The following is a 24772-nucleotide window of genomic DNA, read 5'->3' as shown; positions in this document are numbered from 1 at the left end:
GCGTGACGGTCGCGCCCGATGCGCCGCAGCCAGCGGCCGCCGTCGATCTGCTGGCCTGCTTTGCCGAGTTTGCATCGCTCGCCCCGGGGCGGCACCGCCGCCAGCTGGGTGGCACCACGGCCGTGCTCGTTGTGCCGGCCGGCGAGGCGCCGCGCAGCCTCACCCTCACTGCCAGCGGTGCCCTGACGCTGCGCCTGCCGCCGGGCTGCGCCATGGCGGCGGCGCCTGGCGGCGGGCATGTGCTGAGCCGCGCCGAGGCCGGCGCGCCTTCGTACTGGGCGCCGCACTGGCCGCGCGCAGCCGAGCTGGATGCGCTGGGCCGCCTGCTGACCCTGGAGCCACTGCCGATCGACCGTTTCGAGGCCACCGGCGAGGGCCTGAGCCTGTCGATCCGGGCGCCGGGCCGGCAGATCGAATGGACACTGTGGCAACTGCCGGCGGCCATGGCCTGGCGCGAGGCCGGCACGCTCGAGCGCTCGCGCTGGTTCATGCTGGGCTCGCACACCGTGGTGGCGGGCCGGGCCGATGTCTACCAGCACCTGGTGGCCGGCACGGTGTTCGAGAACCGCAAGGCCTGGCCCAATGACTGGCGCGTGTTCTCCGAGAACGACGGCCATGCGCTGCACCTCACGCTGCAGGGCCTGGCCCGGGCCAGCGGCGATGCCATGCTGCAGGCGCTGCGCCGCCAGGTGCTGGACGCGGTGCTCGCGCGCCAGTCCGACGATGGCGGCTACCGCCACGGCGAGTGGACCCAGCTGATGGAGTCGCACTACCGGCTGCACTGCAGTGCCATGCACCTGATGATGGATGCGCTGGACGAGGCGCCCGAGCCGCGCGTCGAGCAGGCGCTGCGCCGCGCCGCGGCCTATCTGGCCCGGCAGTCGGTGCCGCTGTCCTTCGGCCACTGGCTGCTGCACGACGAGCTGGAGCACTCGCTCGACGCCATCCGCCAAAGCCCGCTGCGCTGGGTGCCCAGCCGCGCCTTCGGCAAGGCCGAGTCGAACATGCTGGTGCTCAACTCGCACCTCGACGGCATGGTGGCGCTGGCCCGCTATGCCAGGCTGACCGGCGATGCGCAGTACGCGCCGCTGCTGCAGTCGGCCCACCAAGCCACGCAGGCCGTGTTGTCGCTGCGCCCGGCCGAGTGGCTGTACAAACCGCTGTTCGCGCTGATCGGCTGGACCTTCCTGCCGGTCGACCGCGCCATGGCCCTGCCGGTGTGGCAGCGCGCGCTCAAGCGCCTAACCTGGCAGCGCCTGATCCCGCTGCTGCCCAAGATCAAGGCGCGCTACCCGCGCTTCGTGATGCCCGGTGGCTACATCGACCGCGACCTGTCGCAGCTGCACTGGGCGCTCGATTACCACGCCATCAATCTGATGGACCTGGTGCGCTACCTGCGGCACTTTGACGACGCCGTGGTGCGCCAGGTGCTGCTCGAGTCGCTGGACTTCACCCACGCCAGCGGCCTGGTGCAGCGCTGGATGGAGCTGGGCTACCGCAGCTACGCGGTCGGCTTCTGGGTCGAGGCGCTGTGCCATGCCTGCCAGCTGATGCCCGCCGAGGCCAAGTACCGCCGCTGGCTGGCCGAGGCCGTGCTGCTGCTGCAGGACGCCGGCATGGGCCTGCCGCCCAGCGTGCTGGGCGCCAACGGAGAGGCCGTGCCGGCCAGCCAGCAGCTGCCGTGCCCCGAGCCGGCCGACGCGGCGCTGCGCATCGTCAACCTGGGCACGCGCGCCGCGCCCGAGCTGCTGGTGGTCAACACCGGCAAGGCGGCGCTGGCGCTGCAATGGGCCCGGCCGCCGCAGGCCGCACTGGCCTGGCATGACGCGGACGGGCGGCCGGTGCCGGCAGCAGGCGCGGCCGTGCCGCCGCAGGTGCCCGCGCGCGGCTGGCTGTGGGGCCGTGCGGCACACTAGAAACACCATGCACATCGCAATCGTCGCGCCGGAATTCCCGCCCGAGATCGGCGGCATGCAGACCTATGCGCTCGAGTTCGCCGAGGAGCTGCTGCGCCGCGGCCACCGGCTCACCGTGTTCACCCGCCGCCGCCAGGAGGCGCAGGCCCAGCTGCCCGGCGCCGAGGTGCGCGGCGTGCTCAGCGGCCGCGCCGGCCCCGACTGGGCGCAGATGCGCGATCTGCAGGCCGATGCCTGGCATGTGATGAACGCGGCCTACGCCTGGGTGGCACTGCGCCGCCAGCCCACCGTGGTGTCGATCCACGGCAATGATTTTCTGCGGCCCTACATCCCGGTGGGCGAGCCCGATCTCGCGTCGCTGCCTGGGGCCTGGCGCGTCAACAGCCTGCGCCTGGCGCTACAGCAGCGCATCGGCGCCTGGCGCACGCCGCGGCTGATGCGCGCCGGGCTGCGGCGCGCCACGCGCATCCTGTCCAACAGCCGCTACACGCAGCAGGTGTTCCTGGAGCGCTTTCCCGAGTGCGCGCCGCACACCAGCACCGCGCTGGTCGGTGTGGGCGCGCGCTACTTCACGCTGCCGCCGCGTGCGGCGGCGCCGGCCGGTGCGGTTCCGCATCTGGTCACCATCTGCCGCCTGTCGGAGCGGCGCAAGAACGTGGACCGCGTGCTGCGCGCACTGGCCCGCCTGGCGCCCACGCACGACTTCCGCTACACCATCGTGGGCGACGGCGATGCGCGGCCCGAGCTGGAGGCGCTGGCGATGTCGCTGGGCCTGGCCGGGCGGGTGCGCTTCACCGGCTTTCTGTCGCAGCCGGCCATGCAGCAGGTGCTGTCCGAATCGGATCTGTTCGTGCTGGTGGCCTCGATCAACCCGGGCAGCCACGAAGGCTTCGGCATCGTCTACCTCGAGGCCAATGCCTGGGGCGTGCCCACGCTGGCCGCGCGCCTGGCCGGCGCCGCCGAGGCGGTGGAGGAGGGCGTCTCGGGCCACTTCACCCAAGGCGTTGAAGAGGCCGACATCGCGGCCGCGCTGGCGGAGTTTCTGCAGGGCCGGTGGCGCATCGCCCCGGCCGACTGCCAGGCTTTTGCGCGCCGCTTCGGCTGGGACCAGGTGGTCGACCAGGCCCTGCCGTGGTACAGCGCCGCCAGCGCGCGGCCCACGCGGCAGCCGGTGGCCCAGGACAGGGTGTGAGATGAGCGTGCAGTTGTCGGTGGTGATGCCCTGCTTCAACGCGGCGCCCTATGTCGAGCAGGCGGTCGAAAGCGCCTTGATGCAGGCCGGCGGCGCGGCCGAGCTGGTGGTGGTGGACGATGGCTCCACCGACGGCTCGGGCGAGATCCTGCAGCGCCTGGCGCAGCGCCATGCCGGCCGGCTGACGCTGCTGCACACCCAGCGCATCGGCCCCTATCCGGCGCGCAACCTGGCGCTGCAGCAGGTGCGCGGCGAGTGGATCGCCTTTCTCGATGCCGACGACTGGTGGACGCCGAACTTCGGCAGCGCCATGCTGGCGGCGCTGCAGGCCAGCGGCGCCGACGCGGCCTACTGCGGCTGGCAGAACGTGGGCATTGCCGGCCCGCGCGGCGAGCCCTTCGTGCCGCCCGACTACCTGGCCGAGGGCGCGGTCGAGAACTTTCTGCACCACTGCCCCTGGCCGATCCATGCGGCGGTGCTGCGGCGCTCGGTGGTGCAGCGCCTGGGCGGTTTCTCCGAGCGCATGTTCTCGTCGATGGACTACGACTTCTGGATCCGCATGCTGGGCGTCACCCAGCACCTGGTGCGGGTGCCCGAGGTGATGGCCTTCTACCGCTGGCATGGCAGCGGCCAGATCTCGGCGGCCAAGGCGCGCCAGGTGCTGCATGCCTGGCAGGTGCGGCGCGACTTTGTGCAGGCCCATCCGGCGCTGGCCGCCACGCTGCCGGCCGGCCGGCGCCGCGAGCTGGTCGATGGCGCGCTGATGGCGCAAGGCCGCTCGATGTTCTGGCGCCGCGACCTGGGCGAGGCCCAGCCGGTGCTGCGCCAGGCCCTGCGCACCGGCGCCTGGGGCTGGCGCGACCTGCCCATGCTGATGGCCGCGCAGCTGCCGGCGCCGTGGTTCCAGCGCCTGCTGCAGCGGCGCGGCGGCGAGGGCGCGTGATGGTCCAAGCGGCTGCTCCCGCGCGTGCCGACCGCGTGCCGGTGCTGATGTACCACCGCGTCGAGCCCGTGCTCGCCGCGTCCGAGCGGCGTTATGCGGTCAGCACCGCGCAGTTTGCCGCCCAGCTCGACTGGCTGGCCGCCCACGGCTGGCAGCCCTGCACCTTGGCCGCGTTCATGGCCTGGTACCTCGACGGTGCCGCACTGCCGCCGCGCAGCGTGCTGATCAGCTTTGACGACGGCTTTGCCGGCCTGCACGCCCAGGTGCTGCCGCAGCTGGCGCGGCGCGGCTGGCCGGCCACGGTGTTTCTGGTCAGCGCGCTGATCGGCGGCCGCGAAGGCTGGCTGGCACGCGAGCAGCAGGCCAGCGGCGCGGCCCATGCACTGCTCTCGGCCGCGCAGATTGCCGAGATGGCGGCCGCCGGCATCGAGTTCCACAGCCATTCGCGCCACCACGCCCGGCTCACCGAGCTGGACGACGAGCGCCTGGCCGACGAGCTGGCCGGCTCGCGTGCCGAGCTGCAGCAGCTGCTGGGCACCGCGGTCGAGGCCATCGCCTATCCCTATGGCGGCGTCGACGATCGCGTGCGCCAGGCCGCGGCGCGGGCCGGCTACCGGCTGGGCTTCAGCGTCGAACCGGGCTTCAACCGCGCCGCCGGGCCGGCGCTGGCGGTGCGCCGGCTCGACATCACCGGCTTCGACACGCCCGCACGCTTCGGGCGCAAGCTCAACCTGGGCACCAACGATGGATCGCTGGCCTACCAGCTGCGTTACGTCGGGCGCCGCCTGGCCGCGCGGCTGCGGCCCCATGCTGCAGGAGGCACGCCGTGAGCGACAACTTGCCGGGGCTGGACGCCTCGGTCATCGTCTGCACCTACAACCGCTGCGAATCGCTGGCCGAGACGCTGCAGGCCATCGGCGCGCTGCAGGTGCCGCCCGACTGGCGCTGGGAGCTGGTGGTGGTGGACAACAACTCGCGCGACGACACGCGGGCCACGGTCGAGCGCTTCCAGGCCAGCCGGCCCGAGCTGAGCGTGCGCTACGAGTTCGAGGCGCGCCAGGGCCTGTCGCATGCCCGCAACCACGCCATTGCCGCGGCGCGCGGCGAGTGGCTGGTGTTCACCGACGACGACGTGCTGCCCGCACCCGACTGGCTGCTGCTGCTGGTGCAGGGCATGCGCACGCATGGCTGCAGCGCGGCCGGCGGCTACATCGCGCCGCTGTGGCTGGCCACGCCGCCACGCTGGCTGACCGAGCGCTTCTACGGTTTTCTGGCAGTCAAGACCGACGCCGACGGCCCGCGCGAGGTGCGCCGCCACGACGAGATGCCCTTCGGCGCCAGCCTGGCCTTCCACCGCCGCGTGTTCAGCGAGGTGGGCCAGTTCGATCCGCAGCTGGGCCGCATGGGCAACAAACTGGCCGGCGGCGAGGAGATCGACGTGCTGATGCGCATCGTCGAGCATGGCGGCAAGGTGATGTACTTTCCGCAGGCCAAAGTGCGCCACAAGGTCGAGGCCTTCCGGCTCGAGAAGCGCTACTTCCGCCGCTGGCGCTACCAGTGCAGCCAGGCCGAGGCCGCGGCCTGGCCGGCACCCAGCGGGCGCCACTGGCAGGGCGTGCCGCTGTACCTGTTTCCGCAGCTGCTGCGGGCCGCGGCCCTGACCCTGAAGATGCACCTGCTGCGGCCGGCCGACGAGGCCTTCCGCCAGGAAATGATCGTCTGGCACTTCCTCGGCCTGATCCGCGGCCTGCGCCAGCGCCAGGGCGGCTGAACGCTTGCAAGAGGACACACCCGCGATGAGTCTCGTGAACCGCCTGCGCAATGCGTGGCGCTGGCGCCAGCGTGATTGGCAGCTGAAATCGTTTCTGGCCGCGCTGAAGCAGCAGCGGCTGGACCGGCCCTTCGTGATCATTGCCATGCCGGGCAGCCTGCATGTCACCTGGCTGGCGCTGCAGCGCGTGCCGGCCGGGGTGGACCGGCTGATCGTGCTCAACGGCCTGCCGGCCTGGGAGGTCAAGCTCGCGCAGCAGCTGTTTGGCGGCCAGCCGCTGGTGCATTGCGGCGCGATGATGGAGCACGACCAGGTGCTCGATCTGCTGTTCGAGGGCTTGCAGGGCGATTTCGGCATCCTCGACTACGACTGCTTCGTGCTCGACGCCTCGCACTTCGAGCCGATGCGCCGGCTGGCGCCCGGCGTGCAGATGAACGCGGTGTTCTCGCGCGTGCATCCGCAAAGCGGCCTGCGGGTGCCCGAGACCTTCTTTCTGTTCTTCAACCGCGAGGCCATTCGCGGGCTGGGCCAGCGCCATGGCGTCAGCTGCCATCCCAAGCGTTGGCGCGACCTGAGCCCCGCGGTGGCCGAGCGGCTGGCGGGCGAGGGCTTTGGCGAGGGCCGCCTGCCCGAGGCGCACAAGGATTACTTCGACACCCTGCGCGTGCTGATGATGCTGGGCCGGGCCGAGGGCCTGCGCTTCGACTTCCTGGCCGACTTTCCGGCCACGCCCACGCCCAGTGGCGAGATCTTCCACGTGGGCGGCATCTCCAACCCGCGCCAGGTGGATGGCCTGTGGCGCTTTCGCGGCGTGTACTTCTGGCGCCGTGCGCTCGAGGTCTGCGACATGCCGGCGCTGAAGGCCCGCTACGCCCGCGAATACGGCCCCGGCACCGCAGCGCAGCTGCGCCAGGCCCACCCGGCCTGGGCCGCCGAAGTGGGCGACGAGTTTTTCGCCTTCTGCGACCGGCTGCTCACCTCGGGCGCACTCGGCGCCGCCAGCCGGTGACGGCATCCGGCCTGCCCGCGCTGCTGCCGCGCGTGGCACGCGCACTGCGCCAGCGCTGCGTGCAGTGGCTGCGGCGCAGCCCGCGCTGGCAGGCCTGGGAGCGGCGCCGCCTGGCCTGGCTGGCTGCCGGCATGCACAGCGCCCAGGTGCAGGCACGCCCGGCCGGCCTGGCCGCGCCGCTGCTGGACATGGCGCTGCTGCGCCAGGCCTTCGAGGCCGAGGGCGACTACCACGTGGTCGATCTGGATGCGCTGCAGCCGCACGATGCGGCCGCGCTGGCCGCGGCCGGCATCGACCTGGCGGTGCTGCGCGGCCAGCGCAGCGACCGGCGCCTGAAGGCCGCCGGCGCCGGATCGGGCCTGCTGCCGCCGCAGATCTTCGACGCCGGCTACCAGCGCGACGCGCTGCAGGCCGGTGCGCTGGCCTTCGACAGCCCCTGCAGCGGTCGCCCGCTGCGCAGCGCGCACTCGCTGCTGGCGGCCTCGGGGGCCTCGGTGTTCTACCGCTTCACCGAAGGCGAGCGGGTGTTCTACCTGGCCGTGGGCCGCGAGAGCCTGGGCTACCAGCCGGTGTACTGGTACTTCCCCGCGCAGCAGCTGGTGGCCTTGCTTGGCAGCCGCGACTGGGCCTGGCTGGGCCGCTGGGAGCTCGACCAGCTGCGCGCCTTCATGCTGCAGCACCGGGCCGATGTGGCGCGCTACCTGCAGCCCGCCGCCGCGCCCCATGCCCGCGTGGCCCTGGTGGACCACCACCACTTCGCCCACCACCTCTGGAACAGCCTGTCGGGCGTGCAGGCGCTGCTGGGCCGGGCCTCGGGTGGCGCTGACGGTGCCGATGGCGCGAACGAGGCGGGTGGGCCGATTAGGGCGAACAACCCGGCGGCGCCGGCCTTCGAGCGCCTGGCGGCCACGGCCGAGCCGCTGGGCCCGATCGAGGAGATCTTTCCCGAGCTGGCGCCCGGCGCGGTGCTGCACCTGTCGGCGGCCGATCTGCCGCTGCGCGCGGTGCGCGAGGGCTGGTTCATCGTGCGCGCCGGCGGCCTGGTGGTCAACGACGACCTGGTCAGCCGCCTGCGCCGGGTGGCGCTGGCGCATTGCTCCGACACCGCGCGCCAGCAGCTGGCCGGCCTGCGTGCGGCCAGCGGGCCGCGGGTGTGGTTCACCATCCGCACCGGCACCCGCACCTGGGCCTCGCAGGCCCAGGGCATTGCCGAGCTGGCCAGCGCGCTGCACCAGCAGCAACCCGGCATGGCGCTGGTGATCGACGGCCTGGCCGTGCCCTGGCTGCGCCGGCCGACCGACAAGTTCAGCTGGCTCGACGGCATGCGCGCGGCCGAGCTGCAGCTGGTGGCCGAGATCCGCGCCCGCCTGCCGGCCGGCCTGCCGGTCACGGTGCTGGCCGGCGCGTCGATCTTCGACGGCGTGGCGCTCAGCGAGGCGGCCGATGTGTATGTGGCCACGCACGGCACGCTGCAGAACAAGCTGGGCTGGCTGGCCAACTGCCCGGGCGTGGTGCACGGCAGCAGCCTGGTGCTGCGCGGCATCAGCGGCCCGATCGGCCAGTACTGCGCGTTCTGGTCGCGCGCCGGCGGCGTGGCGCCGCGCTACCTGCAGCCCGACCAGGTGCACGACATCGAGCAGGTGACCGGCGCCAACACGCGGCGCTGGGCCCAGACCCTGAACCACTACGAGGTGGATGGCCCGGCGCTGCGCCAGGCGGTGGCCGAGGTCTTGGCGCAGCGACAGCCGGCCGCCTGAGCCGGCGCGAAGCCCGCTGCTGCGCGGCCGTGGCCGGCGCTCAGTGGCCGCTCAACCAGGCCTCAGGGTGCCGGCCGCTCACCGCGCTGCACGGCGCCCATCACGCTGGCAAAACCGGGAAACAGCAGCCGGTTGGCATGCGCGCTGAGGTGGTCGCCGTCAAAGAACAGCGGCCGGCCCTGGGCATCGAAAGCCTGGCAGCGGGCATCGGGGCACAGCGGCTCGAACGGGTCCCAGAGCCAGGTGCCGGGTTGCTGCACGGCGCGCTCCAGCGCCGCCTGCACCGGCGCGCGCAGGGCCAGCAACAGGTCGCGCGGCACCTCGAAGCCCGGCGCGCACACCGGGTTGCCGCGGTTGAACCAGTCGGCGCAGCGAAAGGGCGGCGACAGGTGCACCGGCTTGGGCGCCTCGAGCACGATCTTCAGGCCGCGCTGGCGCAGCCGCTCCACCTGCACCAGGGCCTGGCGCTCGGCCGCGGCGCGCTGCGTGGCGGCCGCGGGGCTGCGCTGCTCGGCCAGCAGGGCATCGAGGTCGTAGCGCCGGTCCTGGCCGCCGATGCGTGGCATGCGCAGTGCGGCCAGCAGCACCACGTCGCCGGGCCGGGCCAGGCGCTCGACATCGGCCATGGCCGCCTCGGCAAAGGCCAGGCAGCGTGCATCGTCGGCCGGCGTGGCCTTGTAGAAGTTGGCAAACGAGCAGCCGCTGCGCCCGTACTGGCGCACGGTCATGGCGCTGGCATCGGCCCACTGGCGCAGCAGCGTGGTGTAGGCGCCGGCATGCGAGTCGCCGATCACGAACAGCTGGGTCGGCACGGCGCGCGCCGTGCAGTCGGCCGAGCCCAGCTCCAGCACCGTGGCCGCCGGCAGCTCGCGCCAGCGCTCCTGCGCCGTGCACAGGCGCGCGCTGCCGGCCGCGGGCGCCCAGGCGCTGGGGTACCACAGCGTGGCCTCGCGGTTGACCACCGAGCCGATGCGGTGGCGCAGGTGGAAGACCTCGCGCGCCAGCTGCCAGGCCAGGGCCACGGCCAGCAACGCCGCGGCCACGATCAGCCATTGCGGCAACGCCAGCACGCGCGGATGCCGGCGCAGCGGCACCTCGATGGCGTGGTACGACAGCGTGGCCAGGGCCACCGTGGCCACCAGCGCCAGCGCCAGCGTGGCGGGTGACTCGAGCCCGGTGGTCCAGCGCAGCAGCACGTACACCGGCCAGTGCCACAGGTACAGCGAGTACGACAGCCTGCCCACCGCCACCGTGGCGCGGTGGGCCAAAGCGGCCTGCACCGGGCGGCCCCAGCGCGCCGGCGGCTGGCCGCAGGTCATCGCGTGGATCAGCCAGGCCGTGCCCAGCACCGGCAGCAGCGCCTGCGGAAACGGAAACGGCTGGTGGCTCACCACCGCCAGGCCGGCCAGCACCAGCAGCGCACCGCCCAGTGCGCCATGGCGGCCCAGCCCGGGCCAGCGGGCCAGGACGCCGCTGCGCTGCCACTGCAGCAGCAGGGCGCCGGTGGCCAGCTCCCAGAAGCGCGAGGGCAGCAGGTAGAAGGCCTCGTCGGGCCGCGTGCTGCTGGCCCAGGCGCACCAGGCCAGCGAGGCCGCCCACAGCAGCGCCGTGCCGTGCCGGCCCAGCCAGGCCAGCGCCGGCCGCGCACTGCCGCGCTGCAGCCACAGAAAGAACACCAGCGGGAAGACGACGTAGAACTGCTCCTCCACCGCCAGCGACCAGGTGTGCACGAAGGGGTTGAACTCGGCGCGCGGCGAGAAGTAGCCGTCGGTGTGCCACAGCAGGGCGTGGTTGCTCAGGCCCAGAAAGGCCCACAGCCCCACCTGCCGCGTGGCCTGGCTCAGCCAGGCATCGGGCACGAACAGCGTGGTCAGCAGCGCGGTGGCCAGCAGGCAGCTCAGCAGCGCCGGCAGGATGCGCAGCACCCGCCGCGCATAAAACGCCAGCGTGTAGCGGCCCAGCCCGGCCGGCGCGCGGTTGGCCAGCGAGGCGGTGACCACGTAGCCCGAGATGACGAAGAACACGTCCACCCCGGTAAAGCCGCCGGGCAGGGCCTGCGGCAGCAGGTGGTACAGCATCACCGCGGCCACCGCCACGGCGCGCAGGCCGTCCACGGCGGCCACGTGCTGGCCGGTCTCGCGGGTGGCGGTGTCGGTGCCGGTGGCCGGCACGGGGCCGGCAGCGCCCAGCCGCGCGCTCACGCGCCTGTGCGGCCCAGCAGGCCGATGCGGGCCGCTGCAGCGTCGCGATAGGCACTGCCCTGGAAGCGGCAGTCACCGATGAAGTGCACGAAGGCGCTGTGCTCGGCGCGGTGCAGGCAGTCGCAGTAGCGCGGATGGGGCAGCACCATCACGTCGGGGCTGTTGGCCAGCGCGATGTTCGACATCACCTGCTCCGAGCCCCACTCGCGCCAGCGCTCGCCCAGCAGCCGGCTCATGCGCTCGGAGAAGTCCTCGATGAAGCCGGCGCTGGTGGCGCCGCGCGCAAAGCCGGCAAAGCCCGAGCAGCCGCGGATGTAGCGCAGCCCGGCCCAGGCCGGGTCGCGGTCGAAGTGCTGCTCGGCGGCCACCTGCACATGCACCTGGGCGGCGGTGTTCAGGCGCCGCGCATCGGCGGCGCGCTCGGCAAAGGTCTCGCTGCGCTGGTCGTCCCAGGTGCCCAGCGCGAACGAGCGGTTGGCGGCAATGGCCGCCACCACCTCGGGCAGGGCATCCAGCGTCAGCGTGTCGGCGTCGAGCTGCATCACGTAGCGGTCGGCGCAGTGGCGGGCGATGCCCAGCAGCCGCTCCCAGGTGCCGCCGCTGGGGCAGCGCGCCGAGCGGTGGGCGGTGATCGGCTCGATCACCACGCCGGGCAGGTGGCGGGCCAGCAGGGCGTGGTCGTCGGGCTCGAGCGAGCCGTCGTCGAGCACCATCGCGGCGCCCAGCGGCACCTGGGCGGCAAAGGTCTTCACCGCCACCAGGTACATCAGCACATCCTTGTGCTGCAGCTGGCTCAGCACCATCACCGGGCGTGCGCTGTCCAGCCGCACCGGCGGCGTCTCGAGCACGCCGGCACAGCGGCGGTTGAACAGCTCGCGGCCAAGCTGGCCCTTGAGGTTGTGGAACATCTCAGTCTTCCTTGCGCGGCCGGCCGGCCAGAGACTGCAGGCCGTCGACGGTCATGCGGGCGGCCAGCCGCAGGCGCGGCAGGCTGGGCTCGCGGCGTTCGCTCATCAGCAGGGCGTGCCAGGCTTCGCGGTAGCGGCCTTGCTGGCGGCACCAGTAGGCCAGGTCGAACCAGCTCTTGGCCGCGCCACGGCTGACCGTGCCGATGGCGCGCTGCGGCGCCTGCTCGTGTTTCAGGCGGGCCAGCAGGGTCTCCATGGTGTCCACGCCGGCCAGCAGAAACTCGTGGAAGCGCTCGGGCCGCGAGGCATAGCTCTGGCCGTCGCAGCGCTGGCGGTACAGGCCCTCGGGGCACAAGGCCACGCGTGAAAACGCGGCGGCGCGGATGCCCCAGTCGCTGCGGTCGAGCACACGGCCTTCGGTGAAGAAGCCGATGCGCTCGAACACCTCGCGCCGCACCACCTGCTGCTGGAAGGCCATCGGCACGCGGCGCACCAGCGCATCCAGCAGATCAGGGCCGAAGCTCAGCACGCCGCGCTCGAGCTCGGTGCCGCGCGCCTCGGCCAGCGTGCGCTCGAGGGTGGGCATGCAGTCCTTCTCGGTCCAGTCGGCGTTCTGGCCGAACCACGAGACGCCCACGCACACCACCTCGATGGCCGGGTGGCGATCCAGCACGCCCAGCGCGCGCGCCAGGAAGTCGGGCGCCAGCAGGTCGTCGTCATCGAGAAAGGCCAGCACCTCGCCGCGCGCTGCGCGCACCGCGGTGTTGCGGGCGGCCGCGCTGCGCCGCGGCTGCTCATGGCGCACCAGCTGGATGCGCGCCTGCAGCTCGGCCGGCAGGTCGTCGATACGTGCCGGCGGGGTGGAGCCGTCGTCGACCAGCACCACCTCCCAGTCGGAGACGGTTTGCGCCATCACGCTGGCCAGGGCCTCGCGCAGCAGGGCAGGGCGGTTGTGCGTGGCCACCAGCAGCGAGACGCGCGGCCTCGGCTGTGACGGCGCCGGGACATGCGCCGGCCGGGAGGATGTTGCGCTCATTGCAGGTACTGCTGTCGTCCGATAGCATGCCCGGCGCGTTCAGGAATGCCGGGGCCGGCTTGCAGGTTGGAAAGATGAGATTGTCCACGTCGAAGGTTCAACATGGTTTGCCAGGCCGCAGCGGCGTCGCTTCGGGGGGGCTGCGCCGGCGTGCGGGCATGCTGGTGCTGGCGGCCCTGGTCGCCGTGGCGCTGCCCGACCTGGCCGTGGCGCAGAAGTACCGCGGCAACACCTCGGCGACCGAGATCGCCAAGCTGCCCAAGTACTGCTATGCGCAGTACCTCAGCGAGGAACTGGCCAAGGACCCGCAGCATTCCATTCAGGGCTGCGGCGCGTTCATGAACCACTTCTGCCCGGGCCTGGTGGACATGATGCGGGCGCAAAAGCCCACCGCCCAGCGCTGGGAGCGTGCCGAGCGCGTGGAAAGCGCACGCAAGAACTTCGCCTACACGCTGACCCACATGCCGCCCAACTGCTGGCTGCGGCCCGATGCCGAGAAGGCCGCCAAAGAGGCCGACTTCCTGGCCGCCACCATCCGCTGAGCGGCCGCGGGCCACGCACCGCGTCGCCGCCACGGCGCGCACCCGCAGCGCCTCAGGCGGCGCCATGACCGGCCCGCGCGCCGGCGGGCATCGACTTCAGCCGCCGCCCCAGGGCCACCAGCGGGCCGGGCAGGCTGGCCGCCAGGCCGTACAGCGCCGCGCGCCGGCTGGGCCGGGTGCGCCAGCTCTGCCGCAGCGCCAGGCGCGCCTCGCGCAGGCGCTGCTCCGAGAAATACCAGTAGCCCAGGTCGGCCTGGCAGGCGGCCACGTAGGCGTCGGGGTGCACGCCCCAGTCGAGCATGCGGTCGCCCGCCCAGTCGCGGATGACCTGCGCCATGTCCACATAGCCCTTCAACATCGGCTCGATCGAGCGGGTGACGTTGGTGTCGTGCTCAACCCGGATCTCCTGCACGCTGGGCACGCAGGCGATGGCGTGGCGCGCGGCGATGCGCAGCCACAGCTCGAGATCCTCGCCATAGCGCAGCCGCCGGTCGAAGCCGCCGAGCGACTGCAGCAGCTCGCGCCGCGCCAGCACGGTGCTGGTGTTGATGAAGTTGATCTTCAGCAGCAGGCGCGGGGCCTCGGGAATGGCGGCGCCGGCCAGGCGCTCGAACATCGCCAGCATGTCGCGCTTGGCAAAGTTGGAGTCGACCATTCGGCGGCCCTCGCCGTCCTCGATGGCCATGTCGGCGCACACCAGGGCGATGGCCGGGTCGCGCTGCATGGCCTGCACCTGCAGCATCAGCTTGTCGGGCAGCCAGCGGTCGTCGGTGTCGAGAAAGGCCACCAGGTCGCCGCGCGCCTCCTGGATGCCGCGGTTGCGCGCGGCGGACGGGCCGGCGTTGTCCTGGCGGATGTAGCGGATGCCCTCGCCCAGCGCGGCCACCACGGCGGCGGTGTCGTCGCGCGAGCCGTCGTCGACGATGACGATCTCGGCGCAGGCGTAAGTCTGGGCACGGATGCTGGCCACCGCCGCGCCGATGAAGCGCGCGCGGTTGTAGGTGGGGATGACCACCGAGACGCTGGGCGCTGCGCCGGGTGACGCGCCGGCCTGTGCACTGTGGCCGCGCATCACGACACCTGCTGCGGGCTCAGCACCCGGGCATAGACGCTTTCGACCTGGCGCACATGCTCGCTGATCGCGAACACGCGCAGCGCCTGGGCGCGTGCCGCCTGGCCCAGCGCGGCGCTGAACGCCGGGTCGTCATGGGCCTGGGCAATCTTGGCCGCCAGGTCGTCGGCGTCACCGGGGGCAAACAGCAGGCCGGTGCGGCCATGGTCGATCATCTCCACCGCGCCGCCGTGGTTGGGTGCCAGGATCGGCCGGGCCATGGTCATGGCCTCGATGATCATGGTGCCCAGCGGCTCGGGCGAGGTCGAGGCCGAGAGCACCACATCGAGCCCGTTGTACACCTGGGCCATCTGGCTGACATGGCCGGTGAACACCACGCGGCCCTTGAGGTGCGGCTGCTCGGCCAGCTGGCGCAGCTCGGCCTCGAAGTACTGGCATTCGTCGGGCGTGCCGCCGACGATGGCAAACACCACATCGGGCAGGCGCGCGGCCAGCCGGTCCATCGCCTCGAAGAACAGGCGCTGGCCCTTCCACGGGATCAGCAGGCCCACCAGGCCCACCACGTAGGCCTGGGGCGGCAGGCCGTGGCGGGCACGGAAGGCCTGGCCATCGGCCTGGGTGTCGAGCTTGTCGAGCTCGATGCCGTCGTAGATGTAGCTGCGCGCGCGCTCGGGCACGCCGATGCGGCCGATGCTGTCAGACACCCAGCGCGACACGGCGATGAAGTAGTCGGGCAGCTTGAAGAACGAATGCATCATCAGCGAGCCCTGCTGGTCGCCGCGCACATGGGCCACCACCGGCACGCGCATCAGCTTGCCGGCCAGGATGGCGGCGCGGTTGCACAGCGGCTCGTTGTTGACGTGGATCAGCGCGGGCCGGAAGCGCAGCACCGTCCACAGCGTCTGCAGAAACGACGGCAGGAAGTTGCACACATCGTCCAGCCGCGCCAGCACCTGGTTGGTGGCCCAGCGCAAGCCGGGCACGGCATCGGGCCAGGTGGCGGCGGCCAGCCGGCGCTTCATCGAGACCACGTCGACACGGCGGTCGGGGATGTGCCGCCACTTGGCTTCGCCGGCAATGTCCTGGTACTTGCTGTCGCCCAGGCCGGTGATGACCATCGGGTCGAAGCGCTGGCGGTCGAGGTTGCGCACCAGGTGGCGCAGGCAGATGATGGCGCCGCCGTAGCCAATGCCGTTCTCGACATACAGCACACGGGTGCCCGCACCTGCACCTGCACCGGCACCCAGCAGGCGGGTGTAGATGGCCTCGTAGCGCGTGGCCACGGCACCGATCGCGTAGCGCTCCAGCGCCGTCTGGCGGGCCGCGGCACCGAGCGCCGGGGCGGCGTCGGACAGGCAGCGCTGCACCGCCACCGCCAGTTCGTCGACCTGGTCGGGCGCATAGGTCCAGCCGGTGCGGCCATCGTCGATCAGCTCGCGGCTGCCGCTGGTGCGGGCGGCCACGCAGGGCAGGCCGCAGGCCATGGCCTCGAGCACCACGTTGGGCAGGCCTTCCTTGTACGAGGGCAGGATCAGCACATCGGCGGCCTGGTAGTAGGGCAGCACGTCGGCATGGAAGTCGTGCAGCACAAACCACTGCGGCTGGGCCGCGGCCAGCGCGGCCAGGCGGCGGCGCAGCGCACCGTCGCCATCGTCACGGCCCTGCGGGCCCACGGCCAGCAGCAGCGCGCCGGTGCCGAAGCCCTGGTGCGCGACCCACTGCTCGGCCAGCCAGGCGATGTTCTTGCGCTGGTCGAGCACACCCACGAACAGGGCGATGCGGCGGCCATCGGGCAGGCCCAGCTGCTGGCGGCTGGCCATGCGCTGGGCGGGCGGCAGGGCCTGGAAGCGCGCGGTATCCACCCCGTTGGACACATGGTGCACCTGGGCCGAGGGCAGACCGCCCACGCGGAACTCTTCCACCAGATCGTGGCTGATGGCCACGCAGGCGTCCACGCTGCGCAGCATGGCCTGGTGCAGGCGCCCCACCACCGGATGGCCCAGGCCCTGCAGGTCGTCGCGCGCCAGGCTGGCCTTGATCAGCGACTTCATGCCCACCAGCCGCGCCAGCGGGCCGATGAAGGCATTGGTGAAGTAGGCGCCGTGGCTGTGCAGCACATCGAAGTCGTGCCGGCGCGACCACACATAGCGCGCCAGGTTGAACCACAGCCTGAACTCGCGGTGCTTGCGCATGCGCCCGGGCTGCAGGCGCTGCACCTGGAAGCCGTCGACCTCGCAGTGCGCATCCAGCCCCGGCCAGCGGTTGGTGACGAACTCGACCTGGTGGCCGCGGCCGCGCAGCTCGCGCGCCAGGGTCAGGGCCTGCAGCGCCGCGCCGCTGTACTCGGGCGCGAAGTAGGCCGTGTACATCAGGATGCGGGCCGGACGGGCCGGCGTGGGGGCGGATCGGTCGGGAGAACTCATGCGGCCGGACAGCAATCTGGGCAACGGGGCGTCAAGATGGGGTGGCGGGTTCGGGCAGCGCGCTGTCGGGCGCCAGCCAGGCGCTCAGCATCACCAGGGCCCAGACGCGGAACATCAGCGTGCGCTCACCCGCCACAAAACGCCGGCCCAGCGCGTCAACGCCATCGGCCGACAGCAGGCCCAGGCGCTGCCAGCGTGGCGCCGCCAGGTGGTGGCGGACCAGGGCATGGTCGTTCGCGGCAAGAAATGCCTGCAGCGGAAAATCGAAACCATGCTTCGGGGCGTCCCAGATTGCGCGAGGCACGTAGCGTGCCAGAACTGCGCGCAGGATCCGCTTGGGCTGGCCCGGCAAATAGCGGAAATCGGGGCGTAGTTGGCGCATGTGGCCGGCCACCGCGTGCTGCCAGAACGGATAGCGCAGCGCCAGGCCGCTGATGCGCGCACCCTGGTTCAGCCGTTCACTGGGCATCACGTTCATCAAGGCACTGTAACGCTCGAAGTGCGCCGCCCGCGGGAAGCTGTCGAAGCAGCGGTAGAAGCGGGTCTGGGCCAGATCCACCGGCACGCCGCACAGGGCCTCGATCTCGGCGCGTCGAAAGCCCCGCCAGCGGATCAGGGTCTCGGCCGCATGCTCGAAGTCGAGCAGCGGCGCCTGCCCGGCCAGCGCCGGCACCCGGCGCACCAGGCCCAGCAGGCGCTGGCGCCAGGCCGCTGGCAGCCGGCTGCCCCAGGCCACCGCCAGGCGCACATGGCGCGGCGGCAGCAGGCCCACGATCTCGTCGGCGCCGCTGCCTTCGAGTGCCAGGTCGTGGTGGGCGCGGGCGTGGTCGAAGGCCAGCACCGTGGCCAGCGTGGCCGGGTCGGCCATCGGCTGCTCGATGTGCCGGGCCACGCGCGCCAGCGTGGCCAGGTACTGCGCATGGCTGAAGCGCAGCACCTGGTGGCGCAGGCCCAGGTGCGCGGCGATGCGCGCCGCGGTGGGCGTCTCGTCGAAGGTGTCGCCATCGAAGCCGACGGTCAGCGCTGCCAGATCGGGGCGCTGGCGTGCGGCGATGGCGGCCAGCAGCGCCGAGTCGACGCCGCCGCTGAGCATCACCACCGGCCGCTGCGCACCCGCCAGGCTGGCAGCCACGGCGGCCTGCAGGCGCTGGTCGACCGCGTCAACGGCGGCGTCGAAGCTTGCCTCGGCGGTGTGGATGGCGGGCACCGATGCCGGCGCGGCCTGCAGCGCTCCGGCCTGCCAGTGCAGCCACTCGCCGGCATCCACCGCCTGCGCATCTTGCAGCATGCAGTGCGGCGCGCTGATGTCGAGAAAGCGCAGGTACTCGTGCAGGGCCGGCGGCGAGACTGCGCTGCCCACGCCCGGCAGGGCGCGCAGCTCGGGCAGGCTGGCCGCAAAGGCGATGCGCCCGGCGGTGGCCAGGCAGAACAGGTTCTGCAGGCCCGAGCCATCGCGCAGCAGGCGCAGTTGCGGCCCGTCGCGCAGGGCCAGGGCGTACACGCCGTCCAGCTGGGCCGGCAGCGCCTGGCCCCAGCGCCGCCAGCCGGCCAGCAGCAGGGCGGGCAGGGCGGTGTCGTCGGGCAGGCCGAGCTGGCGCGCCAGCGCGTGGCGGTTGACGATGTCGCCCCACACGCCCAGGCTGGTGGCGCCATCGTGCACCCACGGGCCGTGGCACTGGCTCAGCGTGCCGGGGTCGGTGCCCGCCGGTGTGGCGTGGCCCGCGCCGACGCTCAGCACGCCAGCCAGGCTGGCGCCCGGCGGTGTGGCGTGGGCGTTGGCGGCGGCCATGGCGGGGGCTGGGGCCGGTGCGGCCTCAGCGCTGCCCGCCGGCCAGGTAGGCCTCGAGCCGCTGCTTGAAGTCGGCGCCGCGGCGCAGTTCGTCCCAGCCGCGCAGGTAGCCCAGGTTGGTGGCCAGGTTGCGGGCCATGGCGATCAGCGGCACATGGACGAAACGGTCGGCCGCCACCCCCGGCGCATGGCGCAGCAGCGCCAGATTGGGGGCCACCAGCGTGCGGCCCAGCTGCGCCGCGGCGGCGGCGGCCAGCAGCAGCAGCCAGGGCTGCCAGGGCGACAGCAGCAGCGCCACCGCCAACAGCGCGTGGTAGCGCAGCCAGTACAGGCTGCCGCTCAGGTTGCCGTTGGCGATGCGGCCATTGCCGCGGCCGTACAGGTAGAACATCTTGGTCAGCTTGCGCAGCGTGGGCCGCGGCCGCCACGACAGCAGCGAGTCGGGCGCGTAGACCACGTCATGGCCGCCCAGCTTGCCGGCGGCGATGGCGAACAGCGTGTCTTCGCCGGTGTAGAGCCACTCGGGGTAACCGCCCACGCGCTCCCACACCACCCGCCGGAAAGCCGACGAGCGGCCGTAGAACATGCCGCGCTGCAATTCGCCGCCCAGGTCGGGCACCGACATCAGGCCGGCATAGAACTCGAAGCGGTTGGCCGCCACCGGCACGAAGCGGCCGCCCACGGCGCCCACCGTGGGGTCGTCGCGCAGCGGCTGCAGCAGCGCGGCCAGCCAGTGCACATCGGGGCGGCAGCCGCCGTCGGTGACCGCCAGCACATCACCACTGGCCAGGCCGATGGCCAGGTTGCGCCCGCGCGAGATGTTGACGCCCGGCGCCACATGCACCTTCACGCGTGCGTCACGCGCCGCCCAGGCCTGCAGGCGCGCCAGCGTGTCGTCGCGCGAGCCGCCATCGACGATCACGATCTCGTCGGGCGGCGTGCTCTGGGCCAGCAGGGCGTCGAGCAGCTCGTCCATGCCCGGGCCTTCGTTGAGCACGGTGAGGATGACGCTGACCTTCATCGCCTGCCCCTGTTCGCGCCGCTGCGCGCTACGCCGCCGTCGATCACGCGCTGCGCCACGCTCAGGCCGCGGCAGTGTGGCGGCGGGCGTCCCAGGTCTGCAGCCACTGCTCCAGCATCATCAGGATCCACACCATCTCGCCGTAATAGCCGGGGTGCTCCGCCAGGTGGCGTTCCAGCAGCGCGGTGATGAACTCGCGCCGCACGATGCCGCGGCCAGCCAGGCTGTGCAGTGAATCCGTGGCCAGCTGCTTGAGGCCCGCATGGCGGTTGGCCCACACGCCGAAGGGCAGGCCGAAGCCCTGCTTCTTCTTGGTGATGATCTCGTCGGGCAGGAAGCCACGCAGCGCCTCCTTGAAGAACCAGCGCAGCTTCAGGCCCTTGAGCTTGTAGGCGGTGGGCAGGCGCAGCGAGAAGTCGACCAGCGCCTCGTCGAGGAATGGAAAGCCCACCGCCACGCCGGCCAGCGCGGTGGTGCCGCAGACCTTGGGCAGATCGGCCTCGGCCAGCGTGTAGCGCCAGTCGAAGGCCAGCATGCGGTTGAGCGCGCTGGCGTCGCGCACCAGGTTCCACACGCCCTGCTGCTGGTGCAGCGGGCCGTCCAGATCGACGCCCGACAGGAAGTCGGCGGTGAACACGTCGCGGATGCCCAGGCGCAGCAGCAGGTTGTACATCTGCATGCGGTCGGGCAGCGGCACCTTGGCCTGCTCGACATAGCTGCGCCCCTTGCGCGCCAGCGGCAGGCCGCCCAGCGGCGTGCGTTCGAGCAGCGGCTCGAGCAGGCCACTGCGCAGCGGCGCGGGCACCGCGTCGTACCAGCCGAACACACGCTGCTTGGCATAACGCGCATTGCCGCCGAACAGCTCGTCGCCGCCATCGCCGGCCAGCAGCCGGGTGACGCCGTCCTCGCGCGCCATCTTGGCGCAGTAGTAGGCCGGCAGCGCCGACGAGTTGCCGAAGGGCTGGTCGTAGTGCGCGGCCACCGTGGGGATGCTGCGCACCAGGTCGTCGGGCGTCACGTAGTACTCGTGGTGCTCGGTGCCGAAGCGCTGCGCGGCCAGGCGCGCAAAGGCCATCTCGTCGTAGCCCTCGGCCTCGAAGCCGATCGAGTAGGTGGCCGCGGGCCGGCCGGCGGCCAGACCGATCATGCCGGCCACCGTGGAGCTGTCGGTGCCGCCACTCAGAAAGCAGGCCGGCTTGCCGCCGTCGAGCTGGCGGCCGACGGCATCCTTGACGGTGCTGCGGAACTCGTCAGCCAGCGCCGCAAAGTCGGGCTGGCGGGTCTCTTCGAAGCGCGGCACCCAGTAGGGCTGCACCGCGAGCTGGCCGTTCCTGAACACCGCGACATGCCCCGCCGGCAGCCGCTGCACACCGCGGAACACGGTGCGCGGCGAGGGCACGACATGGAAATACAGGTAATCGAACAGTGACTGCGGATCGACCTCGGCCACCGGCGGCAAGGCCGCCAGCGTGTCGGCACGCTCGGCCACATGCAGCTGGCCATTGATCACGCGGTAGCACAGCGACTGGATCGCAAAACGGTCGACGGCCAGGGCCGTGCTGCCGTCGGTCAGGGTGCCCGCCACGGCAAACTGGCCCCGCATCGAGGCTGCTGCCGCACCCGCGCCCAGCCGCGAAGCACCCTCGCACCAGGCGGCGAGGGCCCCACTTGAGCGCGCCGCTGAGGCCATGCCGGTATCGGTGAACTGCGGGTGGCCAAGCGCCAGGCTCACGGGGGACTCAGTGGGGGTCATGCTCAATCGTGGGGCGGGCCGGGCAAAACCAGGGCGGGGGCCGGGCGCCGGCCGCTGGGTGACATCCGCCCTGTGCCAGGCGCCCGAACGGCGCGAATGCGGTCCGATGGCGTCTGGGCAGGGCGCCCGCATGGTAACGGGAGCTTCTTGCGGCAGCGTGCCGGCGGCTGTGCGAATAGTCCGCTGGCGGCGCGATTTGCCCGCCCGGCGAGCGGGCAAGCTGCCGTGTCACTCGACCGGCAGGGGCCGCTCAGGCGTCGAGCTTGGATGCGATGAGATTTGTTAGGCTGTCGACCGTGGCAAAGGTCTCACCGCTGATCTCATCATCATCGAACATGATGCCGAAACGAGATTCGAGCGCACTGATCACGGTGACGATGGCCATCGAATCCAGCTCGGGCAGCGCTCCGAGCAGCGGGGTATTGCCGTCAAAGCCACTCGTGCGGCCGTCCAGCGCGAGGGCTTCGTCGAGAACGCTCAGGACATTGGCTTGAAGATTCACGGACGGTTCCTCGCAGCATCACAGAAGGCGTTCAATTCTAGTCTTGGCGCCCTCTTCGGCTGAAGCTTCCGGCTGACCGCCTGCCAGGCTGACCGAGTGTCAGATTGCGCGGAAAGCACCTCTCTACCGGTACTCACTTGATGGGCGAAACCTCCATGCGCGACAGCACCCTTCTCCACGAACTGCCGCTGATGAGCGCCGAACGCAATGCGCAGGCCGAGGCCCTGATCTGCGGCGCCGAGCAGGTGCGGTATGCCGAGCTGGCGCTGGCCATTCAAGCTGCGGCCAGCGGCCTGCTGGGCCTGGGCTTGCGTCGGGGCGAGCGCGTGGGCGTGTACCTGGAGAAGCGCCTGGAGACGGTGGTGACCAGTTTTGCCGCGCCAGCCGCTGGTGGGGTGATGGTTCCGATGAATCCCCTGCTCAAGCCGGAGCAGGTGGCCTACATCGTGCGGGATTGCGAGGTGCGGGTGCTGGTCACGTCGCCCGAGCGCCTGCCATTGCTGGCGCCGGTGCTGGCCGGCTGTCCGTCGCTGCGCCATGTCGTGCTGACCGATGCGTCAACCGCGCCGCCCGCCGGGGCCGACGGCCCGGCCGTGCTGCCATGGAGCGACCTGCTCATGGCGCCGCCGGCGCCAGGCCACCGGGTTGTCGACACGGACGTTTGCGCCATTCTCTACACCAGTGGTTCCACCGGACGGCCCAAGGGCGTGGTGCTGAGCCACCGCAACATGGTGGCCGGCGCCAAAAGCGTGGCCAGCTATCTTGAAAATCAACCAGGCGACACCCTGCTGGCCGCGCTGCCCTTGAGCTTCGATGCAGGCTTCAGCCAGCTCACCACGGCCTTCCACACCGGCGCGCGCGTGGTTCTGCTGAACTACCTGTTGCCGCGGGACGTGCTCAAGGCCATGGTCAGGCATCGGGTCACCGGTTTGACGGCCGTGCCGCCGCTGTACATCCAGCTGACACAGCTGGAATGGCCGGCCGAGATTGGCGAGCACCTGCGCTACTTTGCCAACACCGGGGGGCGCATGCCGCGCGAGACGCTCGACAAGCTGCGGGCGCGTGTGCCCGCGTCCAGGCCCTATCTGATGTACGGGCTGACCGAAGCGTTCCGCTCCACCTACCTGCCGCCCGAAGAGGTGGATCGGCGCCCCGACTCGATCGGCAAGGCCATCCCGAACGCCGAGATCCTGGTGCTGCGCGAGGACGGCACCGAGTGCGGCCCCGATGAGCCCGGTGAACTGGTGCACCGTGGCGCGCTGGTCGGTCAGGGCTACTGGAACGATCCCGAGAAGACGGCCGAGCGCTACAAACCCTTGCCCAATGGCGCGGGCGGCCGCGAGCCGGGGCTGCAGCTGCCCGAGTACGCGGTGTTCTCGGGCGATACGGTGCGGCGCGACGCCGAAGGGTTCTTGTACTTCATCGGTCGGCGTGATGAGATGATGAAGACCTCAGGCTACCGGGTCAGCCCCACCGAGGTGGAGGAGGTGCTCTACGCCACCCAGATGGTGGGCGAGTGCGCCGCCTTTGGCGTCGACCACCCGATGCTGGGCCAGGCCATCCAGGTGATTGCCACGCCAGCGGCTGGCGGCCAGGCGGTCGACGTGCCCGCCTTGCTGGCGCAGTGCAAGCTGCGCATGCCAGCCTACATGGTGCCGCATGGCGTCGAGTCGGTGACCGGGCCGCTGCCGCGCAATCCGAATGGCAAGATCGATCGCAAGGCGCTGGCCACGCAATGGGTCGAGCGCCACCCTCCGGCGGCTTGATCTGGCGCGTGGCCGACGGTGGCTCAGACCTTGTAGTACTCGCGGTACCAGCGCACAAAGCGCCCCACGCCCTCGTCGATCGAGGTGCCGGGGTGAAAGCCAGTCCAGCGCGCCAGTTCCGACACGTCGGCAAAGGTGGCCGGCACGTCGCCGGGCTGGATGTCGCGCAGTTCCTTGATCGCGGTCTTGCCGGTGTGGCGCTCGATGGCGGCGATGAAGTCGACCAGCTGCACCGGGTTGTTGTTGCCGATGTTGAACACCCGGTACGGGGCCCAGCTGCTGGCGGTGTCGGCCTGCGCCTTGTCGTACGCGGCATCGGCCTCGGGCGGACGGTCGAGCGTGTGCACCACGCCGGTGGCGATGTCGTCCACGTAGGTGAAGTCGCGCACCATCTTCCCGTGGTTGAACACCTGGATCGGCTCACCGGCCAGGATGGCCTTGGTGAAGAGGAACAGCGCCATGTCGGGCCGGCCCCAGGGGCCGTACACCGTGAAGAAGCGCAGGCCCGTGGTGGGCAGCGCGAACAGATGGCTATAGGTGTGGGCCATCAGCTCGTTGGCCTTCTTGGTGGCCGCGTACAGGCTCACCGGGTGGTCGACGCCATGGTGCTCGGAGAACGGCATCTGGGTGTTGCCACCGTAGACGCTGGAGCTCGAGGCATACACCAGGTGCTGCACGCCGCTGTGGCGGCAGCCTTCCAGGATATTGGTGAAACCGACCACGTTGCTGTCGATGTAGGCGTGCGGGTCGATCAGCGAGTGGCGCACACCGGCCTGTGCCGCCAGGTGCACCACGCGGTCGAAGCGCTCGCGCTGGAACAGCGCGGCCATGCCCGGGCGGTCGGCCACATCGAGCTTGACGAAGCTGAAGCCCTTGTCGCCGGTCAGGCGCGCCAGGCGGTCGTGCTTGAGTTGCGGGTCGTAGTAGGCATTCAGGTTGTCCAGGCCGACGACGGTGTCGCCGCGGTCAAGCAGGATGCGGGCGACGTGCGAGCCGATGAAGCCGGCAGCGCCGGTGAGCAGGATGTGCATGGTGGGCGTAGGCTGAAGCGACGCGGATTGTCTGCCAACTGCCCGGCCCCGCCGCCGCGGTTTCGTGTCAGGCGCCACGCCCGCGCCCAGACCGCACGGGCTTGTCACGGCGGCGCGGGCAGAATTCGCCGCTTCGGGGC

19 protein-coding genes are annotated in these 24772 nt (G+C 71.7%); 9 read left to right on the top strand and 10 right to left on the bottom strand.

Annotated features, from left to right (window positions below):
* Window positions 1–2: 2 nt before the first annotated feature.
* The 7 genes from N4G63_RS20965 to N4G63_RS20935 are packed head-to-tail and all read left to right on the top strand — an operon-like array spanning window position 3 to window position 8588.
* A complete protein-coding gene (locus tag N4G63_RS20965) occupies window positions 3–1916 on the top strand; it encodes a hypothetical protein (protein WP_314600158.1) in 1914 nt (637 codons plus the stop codon).
* Window positions 1917–1923: 7 nt separating this feature from the next.
* Window positions 1924–3108 carry a glycosyltransferase family 4 protein gene (locus tag N4G63_RS20960; RefSeq protein WP_314600157.1) on the top strand — a complete coding sequence of 395 codons (1185 nt, stop codon included), beginning with the start codon at window positions 1924–1926 and terminating at the stop codon, window positions 3106–3108.
* Window position 3109: 1 nt separating this feature from the next.
* Window positions 3110–4051: a glycosyltransferase family 2 protein gene (locus N4G63_RS20955; RefSeq protein ID WP_260786952.1), complete on the top strand. Its 942-nt coding sequence runs from the start codon at window positions 3110–3112 to the stop codon at window positions 4049–4051.
* The gene (locus N4G63_RS20950; RefSeq protein ID WP_314600156.1) at window positions 4051–4881 is read left to right on the top strand and encodes a polysaccharide deacetylase family protein; all 831 of its coding nucleotides are present in this window, start codon (window positions 4051–4053) and stop codon (window positions 4879–4881) included. Before N4G63_RS20955 ends, N4G63_RS20950 begins: the two co-directional genes overlap by 1 nt.
* Window positions 4878–5822 (top strand): glycosyltransferase, encoded by a 945-nt coding sequence (locus N4G63_RS20945; protein WP_260786954.1) that lies wholly within the window; start codon window positions 4878–4880, stop codon window positions 5820–5822. The genes N4G63_RS20950 and N4G63_RS20945 overlap by 4 nt, the downstream gene beginning before the upstream one ends.
* A gap of 25 nt (window positions 5823–5847) precedes the next feature.
* Window positions 5848–6831 carry a hypothetical protein gene (locus N4G63_RS20940; RefSeq protein ID WP_314600155.1) on the top strand — a complete coding sequence of 328 codons (984 nt, stop codon included), beginning with the start codon at window positions 5848–5850 and terminating at the stop codon, window positions 6829–6831.
* A complete protein-coding gene (locus tag N4G63_RS20935) occupies window positions 6828–8588 on the top strand; it encodes a hypothetical protein (protein ID WP_314600154.1) in 1761 nt (586 codons plus the stop codon). The genes N4G63_RS20940 and N4G63_RS20935 overlap by 4 nt, the downstream gene beginning before the upstream one ends.
* 62 nt (window positions 8589–8650) lie before the next feature.
* Here N4G63_RS20935 and N4G63_RS20930 read toward each other — a convergent pair whose 3' ends face one another.
* Genes N4G63_RS20930 through N4G63_RS20920 form a run of 3 tightly spaced genes read right to left on the bottom strand, consistent with a single transcriptional unit; the run spans window position 8651 to window position 12733 of the window.
* Window positions 8651–10789 (bottom strand): acyltransferase family protein, encoded by a 2139-nt coding sequence (locus tag N4G63_RS20930; protein WP_314600153.1) that lies wholly within the window; start codon window positions 10787–10789, stop codon window positions 8651–8653.
* The gene (locus N4G63_RS20925; protein ID WP_260786958.1) at window positions 10786–11697 is read right to left on the bottom strand and encodes a hypothetical protein; all 912 of its coding nucleotides are present in this window, start codon (window positions 11695–11697) and stop codon (window positions 10786–10788) included. Before N4G63_RS20925 ends, N4G63_RS20930 begins: the two co-directional genes overlap by 4 nt.
* Before the next feature lies 1 nt (window position 11698).
* Window positions 11699–12733 (bottom strand): glycosyltransferase family 2 protein, encoded by a 1035-nt coding sequence (locus N4G63_RS20920; protein WP_260786959.1) that lies wholly within the window; start codon window positions 12731–12733, stop codon window positions 11699–11701.
* Window positions 12734–12891: 158 nt separating this feature from the next.
* On the opposite strand from N4G63_RS20920, the gene N4G63_RS20915 reads away from it, so the two are divergent.
* Window positions 12892–13275 carry a hypothetical protein gene (locus tag N4G63_RS20915; protein WP_260786960.1) on the top strand — a complete coding sequence of 128 codons (384 nt, stop codon included), beginning with the start codon at window positions 12892–12894 and terminating at the stop codon, window positions 13273–13275.
* A gap of 52 nt (window positions 13276–13327) precedes the next feature.
* Here the strand turns inward: N4G63_RS20915 and N4G63_RS20910 are convergent, their stop codons facing one another.
* From N4G63_RS20910 to N4G63_RS20885, 6 genes are all read right to left on the bottom strand, one after another.
* Window positions 13328–14347: a glycosyltransferase family 2 protein gene (locus tag N4G63_RS20910; RefSeq protein ID WP_260786961.1), complete on the bottom strand. Its 1020-nt coding sequence runs from the start codon at window positions 14345–14347 to the stop codon at window positions 13328–13330.
* Entirely contained in the window at window positions 14347–16770 is a 2424-nt protein-coding gene (locus tag N4G63_RS20905) for a glycosyltransferase family 4 protein (RefSeq protein ID WP_314600152.1), read from the bottom strand. Before N4G63_RS20905 ends, N4G63_RS20910 begins: the two co-directional genes overlap by 1 nt.
* 31 nt (window positions 16771–16801) lie before the next feature.
* Window positions 16802–18559, bottom strand: coding sequence for an asparagine synthetase B family protein (locus N4G63_RS20900; RefSeq protein ID WP_314600151.1), 1758 nt, complete (start codon window positions 18557–18559; stop codon window positions 16802–16804).
* A 25-nt stretch (window positions 18560–18584) separates the two neighbouring features.
* Complete coding sequence (locus tag N4G63_RS20895; protein WP_260786964.1) at window positions 18585–19580, bottom strand: glycosyltransferase; 996 nt, start codon at window positions 19578–19580, stop codon at window positions 18585–18587.
* A gap of 61 nt (window positions 19581–19641) precedes the next feature.
* Window positions 19642–21333 carry an asparagine synthetase B family protein gene (locus N4G63_RS20890; protein ID WP_510182767.1) on the bottom strand — a complete coding sequence of 564 codons (1692 nt, stop codon included), beginning with the start codon at window positions 21331–21333 and terminating at the stop codon, window positions 19642–19644.
* Between the two features lie 250 nt (window positions 21334–21583).
* Window positions 21584–21835 (bottom strand): acyl carrier protein, encoded by a 252-nt coding sequence (locus N4G63_RS20885; RefSeq protein ID WP_260786966.1) that lies wholly within the window; start codon window positions 21833–21835, stop codon window positions 21584–21586.
* Between the two features lie 155 nt (window positions 21836–21990).
* On the opposite strand from N4G63_RS20885, the gene N4G63_RS20880 reads away from it, so the two are divergent.
* On the top strand, window positions 21991–23601 hold the full coding sequence (locus N4G63_RS20880; RefSeq protein WP_260786967.1) for an acyl-CoA ligase (AMP-forming), exosortase A system-associated: 1611 nt from the start codon (window positions 21991–21993) through the stop codon (window positions 23599–23601).
* 23 nt (window positions 23602–23624) lie between these two features.
* Here the strand turns inward: N4G63_RS20880 and N4G63_RS20875 are convergent, their stop codons facing one another.
* Window positions 23625–24632: an NAD-dependent epimerase gene (locus N4G63_RS20875; RefSeq protein ID WP_260786968.1), complete on the bottom strand. Its 1008-nt coding sequence runs from the start codon at window positions 24630–24632 to the stop codon at window positions 23625–23627.
* Window positions 24633–24772 lie beyond the last annotated feature (140 nt).

It is taken from the genome of Aquabacterium sp. OR-4, assembly GCF_025290835.2.
Taxonomy (GTDB): Bacteria; Pseudomonadota; Gammaproteobacteria; order Burkholderiales; family Burkholderiaceae_C; genus Pseudaquabacterium.
Note: the sequence above shows the minus strand (reverse complement) of the source record. Positions and strands in the feature narration are given on the sequence as shown.

Excerpts from the sequence above, each read along its gene's own strand:
- N4G63_RS20960 (WP_314600157.1), top strand. The coding sequence starts at position 1,924 with ATGCACATCGCAATCGTCGCGCCGGAATTCCCGCCCGAGATCGGCGGC.
- N4G63_RS20955 (WP_260786952.1), top strand. The coding sequence starts at position 3,110 with ATGAGCGTGCAGTTGTCGGTGGTGATGCCCTGCTTCAACGCGGCGCCC.
- N4G63_RS20950 (WP_314600156.1), top strand. The coding sequence starts at position 4,051 with ATGGTCCAAGCGGCTGCTCCCGCGCGTGCCGACCGCGTGCCGGTGCTG.
- N4G63_RS20940 (WP_314600155.1), top strand. The coding sequence starts at position 5,848 with ATGAGTCTCGTGAACCGCCTGCGCAATGCGTGGCGCTGGCGCCAGCGT.
- N4G63_RS20925 (WP_260786958.1), bottom strand. The coding sequence starts at position 11,697 with ATGTTCCACAACCTCAAGGGCCAGCTTGGCCGCGAGCTGTTCAACCGC.
- N4G63_RS20920 (WP_260786959.1), bottom strand. The coding sequence starts at position 12,733 with ATGAGCGCAACATCCTCCCGGCCGGCGCATGTCCCGGCGCCGTCACAG.
- N4G63_RS20915 (WP_260786960.1), top strand. The coding sequence starts at position 12,892 with ATGCTGGTGCTGGCGGCCCTGGTCGCCGTGGCGCTGCCCGACCTGGCC.
- N4G63_RS20910 (WP_260786961.1), bottom strand. The coding sequence starts at position 14,347 with ATGCGCGGCCACAGTGCACAGGCCGGCGCGTCACCCGGCGCAGCGCCC.
- N4G63_RS20905 (WP_314600152.1), bottom strand. The coding sequence starts at position 16,770 with ATGAGTTCTCCCGACCGATCCGCCCCCACGCCGGCCCGTCCGGCCCGC.
- N4G63_RS20900 (WP_314600151.1), bottom strand. The coding sequence starts at position 18,559 with ATGGCCGCCGCCAACGCCCACGCCACACCGCCGGGCGCCAGCCTGGCT.
- N4G63_RS20895 (WP_260786964.1), bottom strand. The coding sequence starts at position 19,580 with ATGAAGGTCAGCGTCATCCTCACCGTGCTCAACGAAGGCCCGGGCATG.
- N4G63_RS20890 (WP_510182767.1), bottom strand. The coding sequence starts at position 21,333 with ATGACCCCCACTGAGTCCCCCGTGAGCCTGGCGCTTGGCCACCCGCAG.
- N4G63_RS20880 (WP_260786967.1), top strand. The coding sequence starts at position 21,991 with ATGCGCGACAGCACCCTTCTCCACGAACTGCCGCTGATGAGCGCCGAA.
- N4G63_RS20875 (WP_260786968.1), bottom strand. The coding sequence starts at position 24,632 with ATGCACATCCTGCTCACCGGCGCTGCCGGCTTCATCGGCTCGCACGTC.